Origin of the sequence: Streptomyces sp. S.PNR 29 (assembly GCF_030386795.1) — a bacterium.
In the GTDB taxonomy this organism is placed as follows: Bacteria; Actinomycetota; Actinomycetes; order Streptomycetales; family Streptomycetaceae; genus Streptomyces.
Genome location: NZ_JANUQM010000014.1, coordinates 62,605 through 78,168, shown reverse-complemented (window position 1 = coordinate 78,168; position 15,564 = coordinate 62,605). Strand labels below are relative to the sequence as shown.

Annotated in this window: 13 protein-coding genes and 1 pseudogene; 1 reads left to right on the top strand and 13 read right to left on the bottom strand. The window is 71.4% G+C overall.

Going from position 1 to position 15,564, the window contains the following annotated elements; genetic code table 11:
* Positions 1-2: 2 nt before the first annotated feature.
* The 3 genes from NW895_RS31985 to NW895_RS31975 all read right to left on the bottom strand — a co-directional run bounded on the left by NW895_RS31985 (position 3) and on the right by NW895_RS31975 (position 3,364).
* Positions 3-578 (bottom strand): GNAT family protein, encoded by a 576-nt coding sequence (locus NW895_RS31985; protein ID WP_289940025.1) that lies wholly within the window; start codon positions 576-578, stop codon positions 3-5.
* Entirely contained in the window at positions 556-2,802 is a 2,247-nt protein-coding gene (locus NW895_RS31980) for an MMPL family transporter (protein ID WP_289940024.1), read from the bottom strand. Before NW895_RS31980 ends, NW895_RS31985 begins: the two co-directional genes overlap by 23 nt.
* A gap of 247 nt (positions 2,803-3,049) precedes the next feature.
* Positions 3,050-3,364, bottom strand: a complete 315-nt coding sequence (locus tag NW895_RS31975) for a hypothetical protein (RefSeq protein WP_289940023.1) — start codon at positions 3,362-3,364, stop codon at positions 3,050-3,052.
* Positions 3,365-3,491: 127 nt separating this feature from the next.
* Here NW895_RS31975 and NW895_RS31970 point away from each other — a divergent pair, with 127 nt between their 5' ends.
* Positions 3,492-4,295: a methyltransferase domain-containing protein gene (locus NW895_RS31970; protein ID WP_289940022.1), complete on the top strand. Its 804-nt coding sequence runs from the start codon at positions 3,492-3,494 to the stop codon at positions 4,293-4,295.
* Positions 4,296-4,356: 61 nt separating this feature from the next.
* On the opposite strand, the gene gatB is transcribed toward NW895_RS31970, so the two are convergent.
* The 10 genes and pseudogenes from gatB to NW895_RS31920 all read right to left on the bottom strand — a co-directional run bounded on the left by gatB (position 4,357) and on the right by NW895_RS31920 (position 15,554).
* Positions 4,357-5,871, bottom strand: a complete 1,515-nt coding sequence (gene gatB / locus NW895_RS31965) for an Asp-tRNA(Asn)/Glu-tRNA(Gln) amidotransferase subunit GatB (RefSeq protein WP_289940020.1) — start codon at positions 5,869-5,871, stop codon at positions 4,357-4,359.
* Between the two features lie 16 nt (positions 5,872-5,887).
* A complete protein-coding gene (locus NW895_RS31960) occupies positions 5,888-6,127 on the bottom strand; it encodes a hypothetical protein (RefSeq protein WP_289940019.1) in 240 nt (79 codons plus the stop codon).
* A complete protein-coding gene (gene gatA, locus NW895_RS31955) occupies positions 6,124-7,623 on the bottom strand; it encodes an Asp-tRNA(Asn)/Glu-tRNA(Gln) amidotransferase subunit GatA (RefSeq protein WP_289940017.1) in 1,500 nt (499 codons plus the stop codon). Before gatA ends, NW895_RS31960 begins: the two co-directional genes overlap by 4 nt.
* A gap of 6 nt (positions 7,624-7,629) precedes the next feature.
* Positions 7,630-7,926, bottom strand: a complete 297-nt coding sequence (gatC, locus tag NW895_RS31950) for an Asp-tRNA(Asn)/Glu-tRNA(Gln) amidotransferase subunit GatC (RefSeq protein WP_289940015.1) — start codon at positions 7,924-7,926, stop codon at positions 7,630-7,632.
* 259 nt (positions 7,927-8,185) lie between these two features.
* Positions 8,186-8,677 (bottom strand): cupin domain-containing protein, encoded by a 492-nt coding sequence (locus NW895_RS31945; protein ID WP_289940013.1) that lies wholly within the window; start codon positions 8,675-8,677, stop codon positions 8,186-8,188.
* Between the two features lie 29 nt (positions 8,678-8,706).
* Positions 8,707-8,877: pseudogene (locus NW895_RS31940) on the bottom strand (DUF4267 domain-containing protein); the annotation flags it as partial.
* 61 nt (positions 8,878-8,938) lie between these two features.
* The gene (locus NW895_RS31935; RefSeq protein ID WP_289940012.1) at positions 8,939-11,176 is read right to left on the bottom strand and encodes a bifunctional diguanylate cyclase/phosphodiesterase; all 2,238 of its coding nucleotides are present in this window, start codon (positions 11,174-11,176) and stop codon (positions 8,939-8,941) included.
* A 259-nt stretch (positions 11,177-11,435) separates the two neighbouring features.
* Positions 11,436-13,631 (bottom strand): NAD-dependent DNA ligase LigA, encoded by a 2,196-nt coding sequence (gene ligA / locus NW895_RS31930; protein WP_289940010.1) that lies wholly within the window; start codon positions 13,629-13,631, stop codon positions 11,436-11,438.
* Between the two features lie 15 nt (positions 13,632-13,646).
* A complete protein-coding gene (locus tag NW895_RS31925) occupies positions 13,647-14,648 on the bottom strand; it encodes a methionine synthase (protein ID WP_289940009.1) in 1,002 nt (333 codons plus the stop codon).
* A 207-nt stretch (positions 14,649-14,855) separates the two neighbouring features.
* Positions 14,856-15,554, bottom strand: coding sequence for an SDR family oxidoreductase (locus NW895_RS31920; protein WP_289940007.1), 699 nt, complete (start codon positions 15,552-15,554; stop codon positions 14,856-14,858).
* Positions 15,555-15,564 lie beyond the last annotated feature (10 nt).

The following is a 15,564-nucleotide window of genomic DNA, read 5'->3' as shown; positions in this document are numbered from 1 at the left end:
TCTTAATGATCGCTGTGAGCGGCACGCGCGCGTGCGGCACGCCACTCGGGGGCGAGCACGGACCACACTTCGAGGTCGTGCCGTACGCCACCATACGGGTGTGCCTCGCGGCGTACGCCGTCGCGGGTCATGCCGAGTCGCCGGGCGACGTCGAGGCTGGGCCGGTTGCCCGAGGCGGCGACCCACTCGATGCGGTGGATGCCGCGCTCCTCGACCGCCCAGTCGATGAGGACGCGCATCGCGCGGGTGACCAGGCCGCGTCCGGTGCCGGCGGGCTCCAGCCAGCAGCCGACCTCGCAGTTGCCGTTCGCGGCGTCGAAGTTGAGGGTGAGCACCCCGCCGACGAGCTTGTTCTCCAGCCACAGACCGTGCAGGGTCGCGGTGTCGGCGGCGCGCAGGTCGGCGTACTTCTGGAGCAGCTCCCGCGCGGAGGTCACGTCCGTGGCGTGGGCGCCGAAGGGGACGTACCGGTTGATGAAGTCCCTCCCCCGGTCCAGGTGGGCCAGGAACTCCTCGGCGTGCCAGGGCTCCAGGGGACGCAGTTCGGCTCCGTCGTCACCCAGTGGTATCGCGTACATCCCGCTGCCGCTCCTCCTCCGCCAGGACGTCAGCCACCTCGGCGTCCGTCGCGGCGGCCAGCCTCTCATGGGCGGCACGGGCCTCGGGCGCTTCGATGCTGATCCGCGGCATGCGCCGGTCGAGCCAGCGGGGCAGCCACCAGTTGGCGCCGCCGAGCAGGTGCATCAGGGCGGGCACGAGAAGGGTGCGCAGGACGAAGGCGTCGAGGGCGACGGCCGCGGCCAGGGCGATGCCGAACATGGCTATCACGCGGTCGCCGCTGAGGACGAAGGCCAGGAACACCGAGATCATGATGACCGCGGCGGAGTTGATCACCCGGCTGGTCTCGGCGAGGCCGACGCGGACGGCACGCCGGTTGTCGCCGGTCTCCAGCCACTCCTCGTACATCCGGCTGACCAGGAAGACCTGGTAGTCCATGGAGAGCCCGAAGAGGACCGAGACCATGATCACGGGGAGGAAGGGCTCTATCGGCCCGGCCCGTCCGAGGCCGAGCAGTTCACTGCCCCAGCCCCATTGGAAGATCGCGACGACGATGCCGAAGGCCGCGGCGACGGCGGCCACGTTCATCGCGGCGGCCTTCAGCGGTATGCCGACGGACCGGAAGGCCAGCAGGAGCAGCAGGCATCCCAGGCCGATGACGACCCCGACGAACAGGGGCAGCTTGTCGACGATGACGGCGGCGAAGTCGTCGTAGCCCGCCGTCACGCCACCGACCTGCACGTCCAGCGAGGTACCGGCCTCGGCGCGCGGCAGCACCTCGTCGCGCAGCCGGTCGACGAGGTCGCTGGTCGTCCGGGACTGCGGGGCCGAGTCGGGGACGACGGTGAGGTACCCGGTGTCGCCGCCGGAGTCGTACGTCACCGGGGTCGCCGACGCGACGCCCTCGGTGGCGCGGAGCGTGCTGTCGAGGTTGTCCAGGGCGAGCCGGTCCTCGGCGCCGTGGACCTTGGTGACCAGGGTGAGGGGGCCGTTCACGCCGGGCCCGAAGCCGTCGGCGAGCAGGTCGTACGCCTGGCGGGTGGTCGTGGTCCGCGGGTCGTTGCCCTGGTCGGAGGTGCCCAGGCGCAGGCCGAGCGTGGGCAGCGCGAGGACGGTGATGACGGCCAGGGCGATGGCACCGAGCGCCTTGGGGTGGCGCTCGACGAACGCCGACCAGCGGGCGGCGAGCCCGGTCGGCAGTTCTGGTTCGGGTCCGTGTTCGTCGAGCCGTCGGCGTTCGCGGCGGCTGAGTGCGCGCATGCCGATGAGGTACAGCAGGGCCGGCAGCAGGGTGACGGAGGCCGCGACCGTCAGCACGACGGTCAGCGAGGCGGCGACGGCGACGCCGTTGAGGAAGCTCAGCCGGAGGATCAGCATGCCCAGCAGGGCGATGCACACGGTGGCGCCCGCGAAGACGACCGCGCGTCCCGTGGTCGCCACGGCGTTCGTGGCCGCCTCGGTGACGGACATCCCCCGCTTCAGTCCGCGCCGGTGTCTGGTCACGATGAACAGCGCGTAGTCGATGCCGACGCCGAGTCCGATCAGCATGCCCAGCATGGGCGCGAAGTCGGCGACGGTCATGGTGTGCCCGAGCAGCACGATCCCGGCGTACGCGGTGCCGACGCCGACCAGCGCGGTGGCGATGGGCAACAGGGAGGCGGCGAGGGAACCGAAGGCGAGGAACAGCACGACGGCGGCGACGATCACGCCGACGGCCTCGGCGAGATGCCCGCCGCTCGACTCGGTGAGGCCCACGGCGCTGCCGCCCAGCTCCACCTGAAGCCCGTCGGTCTCGGCGGCCTTGGCGGCCTCGACGACGGCCTGCGCCTCGGACTTGTCGATGTCCTGGGCCTGGTCCTCGAAGGTGACCGTGGCGTACGCCGTGTGTCCGTCCTTGCTGATCCGGCCCGCCCCCTGACCGTCGTACGGGCCGGCCACGGTGGCCACCCCGGGCAGGTTCTCGATCCTGTCGAGGGTGCGCGTCATCGTCTGCTCGACGTCGGCGGCGCGGACGGTGCCGGACGTGGTGTGCCACACGACGGTGTCGCTGTCGCCGCCGAGCCCCGGGAAGCCCTGTCCGAGCAGCTGGGTGGCGCGGCCCGACTCGGTACCGGGGACCTTGTAGTCGTTCGAGTAGGCGGAGCCCGTGACGGTGGCGCCCGCGGTGACTCCGGCGAACGCGAGCAGCCAGAGCAGAACGGTGACGAGGCGTCGTCGGACACACCAGCGTGCGAGGGCTGCCACGAACGTGCTCCCAGAGGGGTGACGATGTGTGGATCTTTGACCGGGAACAGTCGTTCATGGGGTGAACGGCCCGCAAAGAACACATGAGCGATGTGAGCCACTGTGGCAGCCTGTGGTGATCATTTGCCGCTTTCGTGGGCTTATTCACAACAATGGGACGCAGCTCACTGGACATCCGGGGGGCCTGTGTCGTCCCAGGTGGCGTTCCTCACACAGGTACGTCGACGAGCCGGGAACTTCTCACTTCTCAGTCGAACTGGTCGCCCAGCGCCATCACCATCACACCGACGATCAGCAGCCACAGCGCCCGCCGGGTGCGCCCCCGGGCTCCGAGGACCGCGGCGAGCGCACACACGGCGGCGCCGAGGGCGTAGGCGCCGGGGACGAGGGCGGGCGCGGTGCCCGCCAGGCGGAGCACCGCCGCGGCCAGGCCGGCGAGGGTCAGTACGGCCCCGGTGACGAGCGCCGTCCAGCGCGCCCGCCGCGCTTCCTGCGCCGGGTCGACGAGGTCTTCCTGCTCCTCCTGAGTCTCCGATATCTCGGAATCAGCGCGTCCACTCATGGCGGGGGAGCGTAGCGCGTCCGGCCGGGAGACCGGATGCCGGGCGGTCCGGCCGATGTGTTGAGCGTCCGGGCGAGCTCCTCCGTATCCGTTTCCGCCTCCCAGGACTCAAGGAGCCCGTGCACCGATGCCCGACATCCCCCCGAGGACCCCGACCGACGACCTCACCGATCGACTGGCCCACGCCCGCTACCCCCGCAGCAACGGCTACGACGTCCGCTGGATCATCGAGAACCAGATGGGCCCGCACCCGCTGTGGCTGCTGGAGTGGCTGGCCCCCGCCCTCGGCCTGGACGCCCTGCGCCCCTGCGCCCGCGTCCTCGACCTGGGCTGCGGGCGCGCGCTGACCTCCGTCTTCCTGGCCAGGGAGTACGACGTCCAGGTCACGGCGGCCGACCTGTGGGTCGAAGCCGACGAGAACGCGCGGCGCGTCGCCGAGGCGGGCTTCGCGGACCGTGTGCTGCCGGTGCGCACCGAGGCGCACGACCTGCCGTTCGCCGAGGGCAGCTTCGACGCGATCGTGAGCGTCGACGCGTACCAGTACTTCGGCACCGACGACCTGTACCTGCCCACCCTGACCCGGCTGCTGAAGCCCGGCGGACGGATCGGCGTCGTGGTGCCCGCACTGCGGGAGGAACCGGAGGGCGCCGAGCCGCCGGAGCATCTCAAGGCGCACTGGGACCCCGGCTTCTGGGCGTGGCACTCCGCCGGCTGGTGGCGGCGCCACTGGACGCGCAGCGGGGCCGTGGAGGTCGAGGCCGCCGACTGGCAGCCGGACGGCTGGCGGGACTGGCTGCTGTGGAGCGAGGTCTGCGCCGCGGAGAGCACCGACGCGCGGAGGGCGGACATGGCCCGGGAGTCGGTGGCCCTGCTCGATGCCGACCGGGGGCGCGCCCTGGGTTTCGTACGGGTGGTGGGGCGCAGGCCGTGAAGCACACCTGGGGGGACGCATCGGGTCCGACGCATCCCCCCAGGGTTCACGGCAACGGTGTTCAGCCCTCGCTGACGCCCAGCTTCTGAAGGATCAGTTCCTTGACGCGGGCCGCGTCGGCCTGACCCCGCGTGGCCTTCATGACCGCGCCGACCAGGGCGCCGGCCGCGGCCACCTTGCCGCCACGGATCTTGTCCGCGATGGCCGGGTTGCCGGCGATGGCCTCGTCGACGGCCGCGGTCAGCGCGCCTTCGTCGGAGACGACCTTCAGGCCGCGCTTCTCGACGACCTCGTCCGGCGTGCCCTCACCGGCGAGGACGCCCTCGATGACCTGGCGGGCCAGCTTGTCGTTCAGATCGCCGGAGGCCACCAGCTTGGTGACCCGGGCGACCTGCTCCGGCGTGATGGGCAGCTCGTCCAGGGCCTTGCCGGACTCGTTGGCGGCGCGGGCGAGCTCACCCATCCACCACTTGCGGGCGGAGGCGGCGTCGGCACCGGCCTCGATCGTGGCGACGATCGGGTCCAGGGCGCCGGCGTTGAGGATCGCCTGCATGTCCGTCGCCGAGACCCCCCACTCCTCGCGGAGCCGGTTGCGGCGCACCAGCGGCAGCTCGGGCAGCGCGGCGCGGATCTCCTCGACCCACTCGCGGGTCGGGGCGACCGGGACGAGGTCGGGCTCCGGGAAGTACCGGTAGTCCTCGGCCTCCTCCTTGACGCGGCCCGAGGTCGTGGACCCCGTGTCCTCGTGGAAGTGCCGGGTCTCCTGGACCACCGTGCCACCGCTGTTCAGCACGGCGGCGTGGCGCTGGATCTCGTAGCGGCAGGCGCGCTCGACGGACCGCAGCGAGTTGACGTTCTTGGTCTCCGAGCGGGTGCCGAACGTGTCGGAGCCCTTCGGCATCAGCGACAGGTTCACGTCGCAGCGCATCTGGCCCATCTCCATACGGGCCTCGGAGACGCCGAGCGCCCGGATGAGCTCGCGCAGCTCACGGACGTACGCCCGGGCGACCTCGGGGGCGCGCTCGCCCGCCCCGACGATCGGCTTGGTGACGATCTCGATCAGCGGGATGCCGGCGCGGTTGTAGTCCAGCAGGGAGTGGGACGCGCCGTGGATACGGCCGGTGGCGCCGCCGACGTGCGTCGACTTGCCGGTGTCCTCCTCCATGTGGGCGCGCTCGATCTCCACGCGGAAGGTCTCGCCGTCCTCCAGCTGGACGTCGAGGTAGCCGTTGAAGGCGATCGGCTCGTCGTACTGGGAGGTCTGGAAGTTCTTCGGCATGTCCGGATAGAAGTAGTTCTTCCGGGCGAAGCGGCACCACTCGGCGATCTCGCAGTTCAGCGCGAGACCGATCTTGATCGCGGACTCGACGCCGGTCGCGTTGACGACCGGGAGCGAGCCGGGCAGGCCGAGGCAGGTGGGGCAGGTCTGGGTGTTCGGCTCGGCGCCCAGCGCGGTGGAACAGCCGCAGAACATCTTGGTCCTGGTGCCGAGTTCGACATGGACCTCAAGGCCCATGACGGGGTCGTACGCCGCCAGCGCGTCCTCGTACGACTCCAGGTCGGTCGTGGTGGTCACGGTGAAAACTTCCCTCTCAGCCCAGCAGGACGTCGTCGTCGCCCAGCCGCTTCAGCTCGCGGTAGAGGATGGCGAGGCCGGTGACGATGGCGGCGGCGGACACGGTGGCGTCGATCAGGACCAGCGTGTCCTTCTCGGCGCGGGCCTTCTTGAGCCGCTTGGCGACACCGATGGCGCCGAAGGCGGTGGCGGCCATGGACAGGTACGTACCGGACTTGGACTTCTTGAAGCCCTTGGCCTTGGTCAGTGCACTCACAGCGACGGAGCCTCCTCGAGCAGCGGGTGACCCCACTTTTCCACGAAGGCGGCCTCGACGGCCGCGCCGACCTTGTAGAGGCGCTCGTCCTTCATGACCGGGGCGATGATCTGCAGGCCGACCGGGAGGTTGTCCTCCGGGGCGAGGCCGCAGGGCAGCGACATGGCGGCGTTGCCCGCCAGGTTGGTCGGAATGGTGCACAGGTCGGCGAGGTACATCGCCATCGGGTCGTCGGCGCGCTCGCCGATCGGGAAGGCGGTGGTCGGAGTCGTCGGGGAGACGATCACGTCGACCTGCTCGAAGGCCTGCTCGAACTCCTGCTTGATCAGGGTCCGGACCTTCTGGGCGCTGCCGTAGTAGGCGTCGTAGTAGCCGGAGCTCAGCGCGTACGTGCCGAGCATGATGCGGCGCTTGACCTCGGGGCCGAAGCCCTCCGCGCGGGTCAGCGAGGTGACCTCCTCGGCGGAGTGCCCGCCGTCGTCGCCGGTCCTGAGGCCGTAGCGCAGGCCGTCGAAGCGGGCGAGGTTGGAGGAGCACTCGCTCGGCGCGATCAGGTAGTACGCCGACAGGGCCAGGTCGAAGGACGGGCAGTCCAGCTCGACGATCTCGGCGCCCAGCTCCTTGAGCAGCGCGACGGACTCGTCGAACCGCTGGATGACGCCGGCCTGGTAGCCCTCGCCGCGGAACTGCTTGACGACGCCGACGCGCATGCCCTCGACGCTGCCGCTCCGGGCGGCCTCGACGACCGGCGGGACCGGGGCGTCGATGGAGGTGGAGTCGAGCGGGTCGTGCCCGGCGATGACCTCGTGCAGCAGGGCCGCGTCCAGGACCGTGCGGGCGCAGGGGCCGCCCTGGTCGAGGGAGGAGGAGAAGGCGACCATGCCGTAGCGGGAGACGCCGCCGTACGTCGGCTTCACGCCGACCGTGCCGGTGACGGCCGCGGGCTGGCGGATGGAGCCGCCGGTGTCGGTGCCGATGGCGAGCGGGGCCTGGAAGGCGGCGAGGGCCGCGGAGGAACCGCCGCCGGAACCGCCGGGGATCCGGGTCAGGTCCCAGGGGTTGCCGGTCGGCCCGAAGGCGCTGTTCTCGGTGCTCGACCCCATGGCGAACTCGTCCATGTTGGTCTTGCCGAGGATGACGACGTCGGCGGCCTTCAGCTTCCTGGTGACCGTCGCGTCGTAGGGCGGGATCCAGCCTTCGAGGATCTTCGAGCCGACGGTCGTCGGGACGCCCTCGGTGGTGAAGATGTCCTTGAGCGCGAGGGGGACACCGGCCAGCGGGCCGAGCTTCTCGCCGCGGGCGCGCTTGTCGTCGACGGCACGGGCCTGGGCGAGGGCGCCCTCGCGGTCGACGTGCAGGAAGGCGTGCACCTTCTCGTCGACGGCCTCGATGCGGGCGAGGTGGGCCTCGGTGACCTCGACGGCCGTGAGCTCACCGGAGGCGATCTTCTCGGCGATCTCGGCGGCGGTGAGCTTGATGATGGGGCTGTCCGTCATGGCGGGTTACTCCTCCCCCAGGATCTGCGGCACCTTGAAACGCTGCTGCTCCTGGGCCGGGGCTCCGGAGAGCGCCTGCTCGGGGGTGAGCGACGGACGGACCTCGTCCGGGCGCATGACGTTCGTCAGCGGGAGCGGGTGCGAGGTCGGCGGTACGTCTCGGTCGGCGACCTCGCTGACGCGGGCCACCGCGCCGATGATGTCGTCCAGCTGGCCGGCGAAGTGATCAAGCTCTTCGGGCTTCAGCTCCAGACGCGCCAGCCGGGCGAGGTGGGCGACCTCCTCGCGCGTGATGCCAGGCATGCAGCGATCCTCTGGGGTGAGTGTGATGGGTTTGGGGCCGGGGGCTGGCGTCGCATTCCCGCCGTCCGCCCGAAGGGCGGGCCTCGCGGCGCCTGGTGCGTGCGATCGCAAGGCGCCGGAGCGCCCTCGTGGCGGAGCCACGTGGGCGATTCGGCAACGCGGCGAGCGTGCGTGCCAGGCGCCGCGAGGCAGGCGGGAATGTGGCGCCAGCCCCTCAATCCTATGGGGCGGGGACCTGTGCCCGTGAAACGGTTTGCCGCTAGTGCCTTCCTTCCCAGGCCGTGCTCTTCAGGAAGTGGTTGTCGTACAGCTCCTGCACTTCGAGGAGGCTCTCCGGGGCGGCCTCGCCGAGGCGGACGCGCTGCAGATGGCGGAAGTACTCGAAGCGTTCGACGCCGGGCGTGATGACGATCAGGAGGTCCGCGGCGCTGCCGGGGGCCGCGGCGAAGGCGTGCGGCCTCCCGGGCGGGACGATGACGAGGTCACCGCGCTCGGCGGTGACGATGTCGTCGCCGGACAGAACCTCGGCCTCGCCGTCCAGCAGGAAGAACATCTCGGCGGAGTTGCGGTGCAGATGCGGGCGGGCACCGTCGGCTCCCTGGCCGAGGGTGACCCGCACGGTGGACAGCGCACCGCCGCAGGCGCTGCTGTCGGCAAGCAGTCTGACGGCGACGGGGGCACCGCCCACCACCTCGGCGTCGGCGTCACGGACGACGACGGACTCATCGAACTCAGGAACGAACAGCGACATGACTCGGCTCCCTCCAGGTGCCGTCGGAAGGCGAAGAGCAGGACGGCGATGATCACCACCACGACGGCCGTGGTGAAGTGGTTCCCGAAGGCCACGGACTTCGTGCCGCCGCGCCGCAGAACGGTCAGCGTGTCGGCGAGCGGCACGAGTGCCACGCAGAGCACGAACCAGGCCTCGGCACGCGCTCCGGCGAAGACCAGGTCGTCACCGAGGACGACGGCAGGCCACGGCGGGGGTGGGCTGAACCGGGGCCCCTCTGGACTACTCGGCGGCCGGCAGGGCCGCCCGGGGCCGCTGCCACCCTCGTGAGCCCCGTGCCCGCAGCCACGCCGTCGTCTCCTCCGGCGGCATCGCGGCAGCGACCAGCCAGCCCTGCACGGCGTCGCAGCCGAGGTCGCGCAGCCGCTCCCAGGTCTCGTCGTCCTCGACGCCCTCGGCGACGACGAGCAGGCCCAGCGAGTGCGCCAGGTCGACCGTGCAGCGCACGATCTCCGCGTCCTCGTTGTCGACGGCCAGCCGGGCCACGAACGAGCGGTCGATCTTGAGTTCGCTGACGGGGAGCCTGCGCAGATGCACCAGCGAGGAGTAGCCGGTGCCGAAATCGTCCAGGGACATCTTCACGCCGTGCCCGGTGAGCCCGGCCAGCGTGTCGGCGGCCTTCTGCGGGTCCTCCAGGAGCACGTGTTCCGTTATCTCCAGTTGGAGCGCTCCCGCGGGAACGCCGTGCCGGGCCAGCCGCGCGGCCACCGAGCCCGCGAATCCGGGGGTGTGCACGTCACGCGGGGAGACATTGACCGCGACCGGCACGTACAGTCCCTTGGAACGCCACTCGGCGACCTGCCCGAGCGCCGTCTCCAGCACGTACTCCGTCAGATGGGGCATCAGCCCCGAGGACTCGGCGATCGCTATGAACTCGTCCGGTGGCACCCTGCCGCGCTCGGGGTGCACCCACCGGACCAGGGCTTCCAGGCCGGCGACCTGTCCGTCGAAGCGGACCTTCGGCTGGTAGTGCAGCTCGACCTCGTGCGCGTCCAGCGCTCGGCGCAGGTCGCCCAGCAGACCCAGCCGGTCCGGGGTGTTCGAGTCCCGCTTGGACTCGTAGACCTCCACGCCCGTACGGTCCCGCTTCGCCTGGTACATCGCCACGTCCGCCCGTCTGAGCAGCCCCTCGGCGTCCAGGGCGTGGTCGGGGAAGACGGCGACACCGGCGCTGGCCTCCAGGACGAGGGTGAGCCCGTCGAGGTCGAGCGGGGAGCTGAGCGCCGCGACCAGATTGCGGGCGACCCGGGTCGCGGACGTCGTGGAGTCCGCGACCGGGAGTAAGACGGCGAACTCGTCCCCGCCCAGCCGCGCGGCCTCCGCTCCGCGCGGCAGCGCCAGCCGCAGCCGGTCGGCGATCTGCAACAGCAGCCTGTCACCGGCGAGATGACCGAGCGTGTCATTGACCGATCGGAACCGGTCGAGGTCGATCAGCATCAGGGCGGCGCGGGCACCGATGCGTTCGGCGTCGTCGAGCGCGGTCCAGATCCGCTCCAGCAGCCACTGCCGGTTGGGCAGCCCGGTCAGCGGGTCGCGCAGCTGCTCCTCCGCCCTGGCGCGGGCTATCCACAGGGTGGAGTCGAGGGCGATCAGCGGGATGGAGAACAGCGGCAGCAGCACCGGCTGCGCGACGGCGACCACGCAGACCAGCGGTGCGATACCGAGCAGCGCGATCGCGACCAGGCCGTGTCTGACCAGGGCGGTACGGGCGACGGTGGGCAGTCCGGCGCGCGGGGCGTGCAGATACCACAGCAGGGTGCGGGTGACCGCGAGGTAGGCGACGGCGACCAGCACCACCTCGGGTGCGGTGGAGAGCGTCCAGGTCTCGGGGTGCGACGGCTTCTCGACGGACGGTACGGAGCCGAGGGCGCCCAGCACCAGGGCTCCGGCGCCGATGCCGAGGATGTCCACCGCGCCGTGCAGCACGCCCTGCCGCCAGCTGCCGCGGCGGGCCACGCCGACCAGGACGACGACGGTGAGGCTGACCATGCCGGCCGGAACCCAGCCGTACAGCAGCAGGACGGCGAGGGTGAGCGCGGCGCCCGAGCCGGTGCCGCCCCACCAGCGGGAGCGGCCCAGCATCACGAGGTGGCCGACGATGATGCCGGTCAGCACGGCCAGGGACCAGCCGACGGTGCCGGACGGGAAGAGGGCGTGGCTGCCGGTGAACGCCCGGTAGAACCCGGCGCCCAGGACGAGCCCGGCCGCCGCGACGATCGCGGCGGGCAGCGCGGGCCACGACAGGTGCCGTTCCGCGTCGGCACTCTGTGTCAGTCCGGCGCCGTGCTGGGCCAGTTGCGCGGAGCCGCGGGCGTCCGCGGTGGTGTTCTGCCCGGCGGCGCGCCCCTCCGTGCCACCGTGCTCCGAAGGTCCACCGGCCCGCCGGCCGCCCCGCCACACACCGGCCAGACGACGCAGGCGCAGCCGTGAGTCCGGAGCGGCGCTCTCGGTCGGTTCCATTCCCGTCCCTCTCACAGCCGGCGGTGCCCACGCCACGCGGCCCCCGCCTCGACCACCATCAACGGCTCCGCGTCGGAAAACCCTTCCCCCCGCCCTGCACGAGCACGGGGATGCCCCGACCGCAGCTGGGCACGGCAGGCGCACATCCCAACAGTAGGCCGCGGGAGGCTTCCAGGGGCAGCGGTCGTAGACGGTTGCCCGAATGCACCCCAGCCACCCGTATGCATCTGGTATGCGCCGAACGGGTGGCCTTCAACCGCTACTCCTCGGACGAAAGCGCGGATTCGGCCGCTGCGTCGGGCCCTTGTTCGAGCAGAACGCTGAAACCGTCCTCGTCCAGGACGGGCACCTTGAGTTGCATCGCCTTGTCGTATTTCGATCCCGGGTTGTCACCCACCACGACGAAAGACGTCTTCTTGGATACAGATCCGGTCACCTTGGCTCCCCGGCTCTGCAGGGCCTCCTTGGCTCCGTCGCGCGTGAAGTGTTCGAGGGTTCCGGTGACGACGACGGTGAGTCCCTCCAGCGGACGCGGGCCCTGGTCCTCACCGGTGCTCTCGTCCTCCATGCGGACGCCTGCCGCCTTCCACTTACGGATGATCTCGCGGTGCCACTCCTCGGCGAACCACTCCTTGACGGAGCGTGCGACGATCTCGCCCACACCGTCGGCGTTCCTCAGCTCCTCCTCGGACGCCTGCTCGATGCGGTCGATCGAACGGAAGGCCTGGGCCAGCGCCTCTGCGGCGACCGGGCCGACATGACGGATCGACAGGCCCGTGAGGACGCGGGCCAACGGGCGCTGTTTGGCCGCCGCGATGTTCTCCAGCATGGCAAGCGCGTTCTTCTTGGCGTTGCCCTCCTGGTTGGCGAAGACCGTGACGACCTTCTCCTCACCCGTCTTCGGGTCGCGCTTGGGCAGGCCGCTGTCCTGGTCGAGGACGTACGCCTTGATGGGCAGCAGCTGTTCGACGGTGAGGTCGAACAGGTCGCCCTCATCCTTCAGCGGCGGCTCCTCGGGCTCCAGCGGCTTGGTGAGGGCGGCCGCGGCGACATAGCCGAAGTGCTCGATGTCCAGCGCCTTGCGGCCCGCGAGGTAGAACAGGCGCTCGCGCAACTGTGCCGGGCAGGTGCGGGAGTTCGGGCAGCGCAGGTCGACGTCGCCCTCCTTGGCCGGTGCGAGCGGCGTACCGCACTCGGGGCACTCGGACGGCATCACGAACTCGCGCTCGGTGCCGTCGCGCAGGTCGACGACCGGGCCGAGGATCTCCGGGATGACGTCACCGGCCTTGCGCAGCACCACCGTGTCGCCGATGAGCACGCCCTTGGCCTTGACCACGTCCTGGTTGTGCAGCGTGGCGAACTCGACCTCGGAGCCCGCGACCGTGACCGGCTCGACCTGGGCGTACGGCGTGACCCGGCCCGTACGGCCGACGCCGACGCGGATGTTGACGAGCCTGGTGTTGACCTCCTCCGGCGCGTACTTGTACGCGATCGCCCAGCGCGGCGCACGGGCCGTGGAGCCCAGCCGCCCCTGGAGGCGGATCTCGTCGAGCTTGACGACCACGCCGTCGATCTCGTGCTCCACGGAGTGCCGGTTCTCGCCGTAGTGCGCGATGAACTGCCGTACGCCGTCGAGGTCGTCGACCACCTTGTTGTGCCGGGAGGTGGGCAGGCCCCAGGTCTTCAGCAGGTCGTAGGCCTCGGAGAGACGGGTGAGGCCGCTGAAGCCCTCCAGGGCGCCGATGCCGTGGACGACCATGTGCAGGGGACGGGTGGCGGTGACCCGCGGGTCCTTCTGGCGCAGCGAACCGGCCGCCGCGTTGCGCGGGTTGGCGAAGGGCTTGTCGCCGGCCGCGACCAGGCGGGCGTTGAGCTCCTCGAACTTCTCCATGGGGAAGTAGACCTCCCCGCGGATCTCCACGAGGTCCGGGACGCGGTCGCCCTTGAGGCGCTCCGGGATCTCGGCGATCGTGCGGACGTTGGGCGTGATGTCCTCGCCGGTGCGGCCGTCGCCGCGGGTCGCCGCGCGGGTGAGGCGGCCGTGCTCGTAGGTGAGGTTGACGGCGAGGCCGTCGACCTTGAGTTCGCACAGGAAGTGGTAGTCCTGGTCACCGAGTTCCCTGGCGATGCGGTCGGCCCAGGCGGCGAGTTCGTCGTCGTTGAACGTGTTGTCGAGCGAGAGCATGCGCTGGCGGTGCTCGACCGCCGTGAACTCCGTCGCGTACGACCCGGCGACCTTCTGGGTCGGCGAGTCGGGGCTGCGCAGTTCGGGATGCTCGTCCTCCAGCGCCTCCAAGGAGCGCAGGAGCTCGTCGAATTCCGCGTCGCTGATGACGGGAGCGTCCTTCACGTAGTACCGGAAGCGGTGCTCCTCGATCTGCTCAGCGAGCTGGGCGTGCTTCTCCCGTGCCTCGGCGGGAACCGCCGTGGTCTGAGCTTGCTTGTCGCCGGCCACCGTGTTGTCCTCCCGTTACTCTGGGTTGTCCGCGAGGGATCTCGCCGCCCGGACGCAGTGGGCGAGCGCCCTGCGCGCGTACTCGGGGGAAGCCCCCGCGAGCCCGCACGCCGGGGTGACCGTGACGGCCTCCGCGAGACGTCCCGGTTGCAGCCCCAGCCTGCGCCACAGCGTCCTGACACCCATGACGCTACCGGCAGGGTCTGACAATGGGCCGTCCGTGCCCGGCACCACACCGGTGAAGAGCCGGGTGCCGGCCTCCACGGCCTCGCCGATCGCGTCGTCGTCACGCTCGGTGAGGAGCGAGAAGTCGAAGGAGATCGCCGTCGCGCCCGCCCGGCGCAGGAGGGCGAACGGGACGTCCGGCGCGCAGGTGTGGATGACGACCGGGCCGCCGCCGTGCACCCCGGCGACGTCCCGGAGCGTGGCCTCGACGATCTGGCGGTCGACGGCCCGGTGGGTGCGGTAGCCGCTGGCGGTCCTCACCTGTCCGCGCAGGACGGCGGTGAGGGACGGCTCGTCGAGCTGGAGCACGAGCTGGGCGCCGGGTACGCGGCGCCGTGCCTCGGCGAGGTGCAGCCGCAGGCCCTCGGCGAGCGAGGCGGCGAGGTCGCGGCAGGCGCCGGGGTCGGAGAGGGCGGCCTCGCCGTTCTTCAGTTCCAGGGCCGCGGCCAGCGTCCAGGGTCCGACGGCCTGCACCTTCAGCGGGCCTTCGTAGCCCTGCGTGAACTCCTCCAGCGCGTCGAGGTCCTCGCCGAGCCAGGACCGTGCCCGCTTGCTGTCCCGGCCCGGCCGGTCGCCGATCCGCCAGCCGCTGGGCTCCACGCGCGCGTACAGCTCGACGAGCATTCCGGCGGTCCGGCCGATCATGTCCGCGCCGGGTCCGCGGGCGGGCAGCTCGGGCAGGAACGGGAAGTCCTCGAAGGTGCCCGTGACTGTCTTGGCGGCCTCCCTGGCGTCGCCGCCGGGCATGGAGCCGATGCCGGTTGCGGGGCTGAAGCTGAAGTGTGCGTTCACATGGGGAAGCCTACGTAGGGGGGCGCTTGCGTGGGGTTCTCGCCCCCGCCGCCCTGCCCGTCCCCTCCCGGGGCGCTGCCCGGCCCCCGCCAGGGGCTCCGCCCCCGGACCCCCGCTGGGGGCCGCGCGCCCAGACCCCCGCTTCGGCCAGAACGGCCTCGTCCTCAAGCGCCGGACGGGCTGGATTCACCGACCGGCATCGAGCCGCTACCTCCCCGGCCGAACCGTCAGGTCGTTGACCTCCGCGTCCCTCGGCAGGTCCAGGGCCATCAGGATGGTCGTCGCCACCGACTCGGGGTCGATCCACTTCGAGGGGTCGTACTCCTTGCCCTCCTGCTGGTGGACCTTGGCCTGCATGGGGCTGGCGGTGCGGCCGGGGTAGACGGTGGTGACGCGGACGCCGTGGGGGTGTTCCTCCTGGCGCAGGGAATCGGCCAGGGCCTTCAGGCCGTGCTTGGAGGCGGCGTACGCGGACCAGTCGGCGTGGGCGTTCAGGCCGGCGCCCGAGTTGACGAACACCACGTGGCCCCGGGCGGCACGCAGCTGGGGCAGGAAGTGGCGGGTCAGCTCGGCGGGGGCGATCAGGTTGACGTTGAGCTGGTGGCGCCAGGTCTTCGGGGTCAGCTCGCCGACCGGGCCGAGGTCGACCACGCCGGCGATGTGCAGCAGGGAGTCCACGCGGTCCGGGAGCGACTGGTGCGAGAACGCCCAGGAGAGCTTGTCGGGGTCCGCCAGGTCGCCGACCAGCGTCCGGGCGCCGGGGAACTGCGCCGCCAGCTCCTTCGCCCGGCCCGCGTCACGCGCGTGCAGCACGAGGTCGTCCCCGCGCGCGTGCAGACGGCGGGCCGCGGCCGCGCCGATGCCGGAACCCGCTCCGGTGATCACATGAGTAGCCATGTCCGCCATGCTCGCATCA

Coding starts and splice junctions, on each gene's coding strand:
- NW895_RS31985 (WP_289940025.1), bottom strand. CDS start 578: ATGTACGCGATACCACTGGGTGACGACGGAGCCGAACTGCGTCCCCTG.
- NW895_RS31975 (WP_289940023.1), bottom strand. CDS start 3,364: ATGAGTGGACGCGCTGATTCCGAGATATCGGAGACTCAGGAGGAGCAG.
- NW895_RS31970 (WP_289940022.1), top strand. CDS start 3,492: ATGCCCGACATCCCCCCGAGGACCCCGACCGACGACCTCACCGATCGA.
- gatA (WP_289940017.1), bottom strand. CDS start 7,623: ATGACGGACAGCCCCATCATCAAGCTCACCGCCGCCGAGATCGCCGAG.
- gatC (WP_289940015.1), bottom strand. CDS start 7,926: ATGCCTGGCATCACGCGCGAGGAGGTCGCCCACCTCGCCCGGCTGGCG.
- NW895_RS31945 (WP_289940013.1), bottom strand. CDS start 8,677: ATGTCGCTGTTCGTTCCTGAGTTCGATGAGTCCGTCGTCGTCCGTGAC.
- NW895_RS31935 (WP_289940012.1), bottom strand. CDS start 11,176: ATGGAACCGACCGAGAGCGCCGCTCCGGACTCACGGCTGCGCCTGCGT.
- NW895_RS31920 (WP_289940007.1), bottom strand. CDS start 15,554: ATGGCGGACATGGCTACTCATGTGATCACCGGAGCGGGTTCCGGCATC.